The following is a 1,994-nucleotide window of genomic DNA, read 5'->3' on the forward strand; positions in this document are numbered from 1 at the left end:
TGGTACTTGGACCGCAGGGTCCCGGGAGAGTAGGACGTCGCCAAGCAACTAAAGACCACTGTTGAGACATCTCGACGGTGGTCTTTTTTACTATACTTAATATAGGTATGTAAAAAAGCCGAATGCTTGCGCCTAATTTAGGTTTAACAGCAATCGGCTTTTTTTCTTAAATGCTTACGCTTTGTACAGGCATATGTCCATTTCGTTGACTTTAACGAGTCCACTTGAGTCGACAGCGCGCATCGTCAATAGGCAATGCCAGCGTGGAGACAGCAGCCATAAGTGCCAGAACACATTCAACAAGGTGAACTCCAATGGAGCCATGGCTGTAGAATGTTCTACTCACACATGTATTTCAATAGTGTAGGGAGACTGATTCTAAGGTACATCGAAGGAAGCAATGACGGTGGGTGTATAAAAGTGGTTAAGAGCTTTAATGCAATTTCGATGGACTAGTACTGGTTACTCGCTTAAGGAGGCGAATTGACAGAATGTCTATTGAAGTGACTATTTCCTGTGATTTGAATACATGTTTCTTATATATAAAAGAAACAGATGATTAATGGGGCGTTCACGAATGCTATTCTATATAGCAACCCCCACCACTTAAAGAGAGTGGGGGCTGCTGCAATGCAGCAACCTCGGAAATTCATTTTTGAAGCAATCGGCTCAAGTTCAACCATACTACCTGCACCACGGGTTAGAATGAAGCTGGCAGGCAGCAATCCATTAGCTACTCGCTCCTCATTCGCAGGTTGCGATGACAAGATCCGAGAAGATATTTCTAAGAAGCGGTTGACTGCAGAAGCAGTCGTCGTGCTTCTAATGTATCTTCCAACGGCTGAACAGGAAGATACGGTTTGCCGTCGTTCGGCTTTCGGGTCAGAATCAGTAATTTGATCACTTAATCCCTGTCTACGCAGCACAAGTACAGCACGATGTTCAGTCGCTGGCTTGCAGTAAGCATAGATGCCCTCGGCTACTTCTATTCCTGAAATGGATTCAGCATGTTTGTCCGTATGTTCCCGTATGCGGCCAGCGCGTCGATCCAGCACTACACCGTCTTCTATAGTGGCAAAATTGCAGCGAAGAACGACATCTCCAGGCTGAATATCGATTCCGAATCCAAGTGCTTCGATGGGGCCGCGACATGGGTTGCTCAGGCGTGAATCCAAGATGAAGCTTACATCCTCACAGCAGCTGATTCATCAATTGGAATCCAAGAGCATTGAATTTCTCGTATTGTCCGATCAAGTAGAAGTCGATGAATCACGGTATCAGACTTGTGCGTTTTATCAGGATCGCCTCGTTCTCATTGCACGTCCAGATCACCGTGTGGTTCTGAAGAGGAGATGTACGTTATATGATTCTCAAATGTGACCTTCCTTATGAAGCCGGATAAGTCGGCAACAAGGCAATTCCTCGATATGAAGTTCGAACAGGCAGGCATCTCGATATCCAATACGATTGAAATCAGCAGCTTGGAAGGAATTAAGCAGGGCGTTATTCATGGACTTGCATAGCAGCAGTATCTGAATTAATGAAGATGCAGGAGATTGCTAGCGGACTGCTAGTTGTATTCCCATAGATGAAGTGAAGTTTGAGAGAGGGGTTCAATATGTTCATTACTAAAACAAGCATCTGTCGCCAGCAGCTAAAGCATTCATTACAATGCTGAACAACATTTTAACCGAGGAGTAGGTACAGAGGATAGAAAGAAGAGGATTGGAGGACATGAAATAAAGGATTTAAAATTAGTTTAAAAAAGTCTTGCATTCTACCTTCGAAATATGATATATTCTAATTCCTGCTTCATTAGGAGGCAGTGAATCAAACGAAGAAAACAAATTGAAAAAAGTTGTTGACTTCGAGTTGATGAAGTGATAAGATATAAAAGTCGCCGCTGAGAGATGCGGTGAACGAAAGCGAAAGAGGCAATAAGCTAAAGCGCTGGATTGAAGATTGTTCTTTGAAAACTGAACAACGAGCAACGT

The 1,994-nt window shown here is 43.7% G+C and carries 4 protein-coding genes; 2 read left to right on the top strand and 2 right to left on the bottom strand.

The window, feature by feature from the left end; all coding sequences use genetic code 11:
* Nucleotides 1-174: 174 nt before the first annotated feature.
* Together PBN151_RS31655 and PBN151_RS30155 are read right to left on the bottom strand one after the other, a co-directional pair.
* A complete protein-coding gene (locus PBN151_RS31655; protein WP_175560845.1) occupies nt 175-324 on the bottom strand; it encodes a hypothetical protein in 150 nt (49 codons plus the stop codon).
* A 212-nt stretch (nt 325-536) separates the two neighbouring features.
* Nucleotides 537-1,175, bottom strand: coding sequence for an alkaline phosphatase family protein (locus PBN151_RS30155; RefSeq protein ID WP_072732269.1), 639 nt, complete (start codon nt 1,173-1,175; stop codon nt 537-539).
* Nucleotide 1,176: 1 nt separating this feature from the next.
* Here PBN151_RS30155 and PBN151_RS30160 point away from each other — a divergent pair, with 1 nt between their 5' ends.
* On the top strand, nt 1,177-1,380 hold the full coding sequence (locus PBN151_RS30160) for a type 2 periplasmic-binding domain-containing protein (RefSeq protein ID WP_072732270.1): 204 nt from the start codon (nt 1,177-1,179) through the stop codon (nt 1,378-1,380).
* Nucleotides 1,377-1,523: a type 2 periplasmic-binding domain-containing protein gene (locus PBN151_RS31660; protein WP_175560846.1), complete on the top strand. Its 147-nt coding sequence runs from the start codon at nt 1,377-1,379 to the stop codon at nt 1,521-1,523. Before PBN151_RS30160 ends, PBN151_RS31660 begins: the two co-directional genes overlap by 4 nt.
* Nucleotides 1,524-1,994 lie beyond the last annotated feature (471 nt).

It is taken from the genome of Paenibacillus sp. NAIST15-1, from assembly GCF_001894745.1.
GTDB lineage: Bacteria > Bacillota > Bacilli > Paenibacillales > Paenibacillaceae > Paenibacillus_B > Paenibacillus_B suaedae.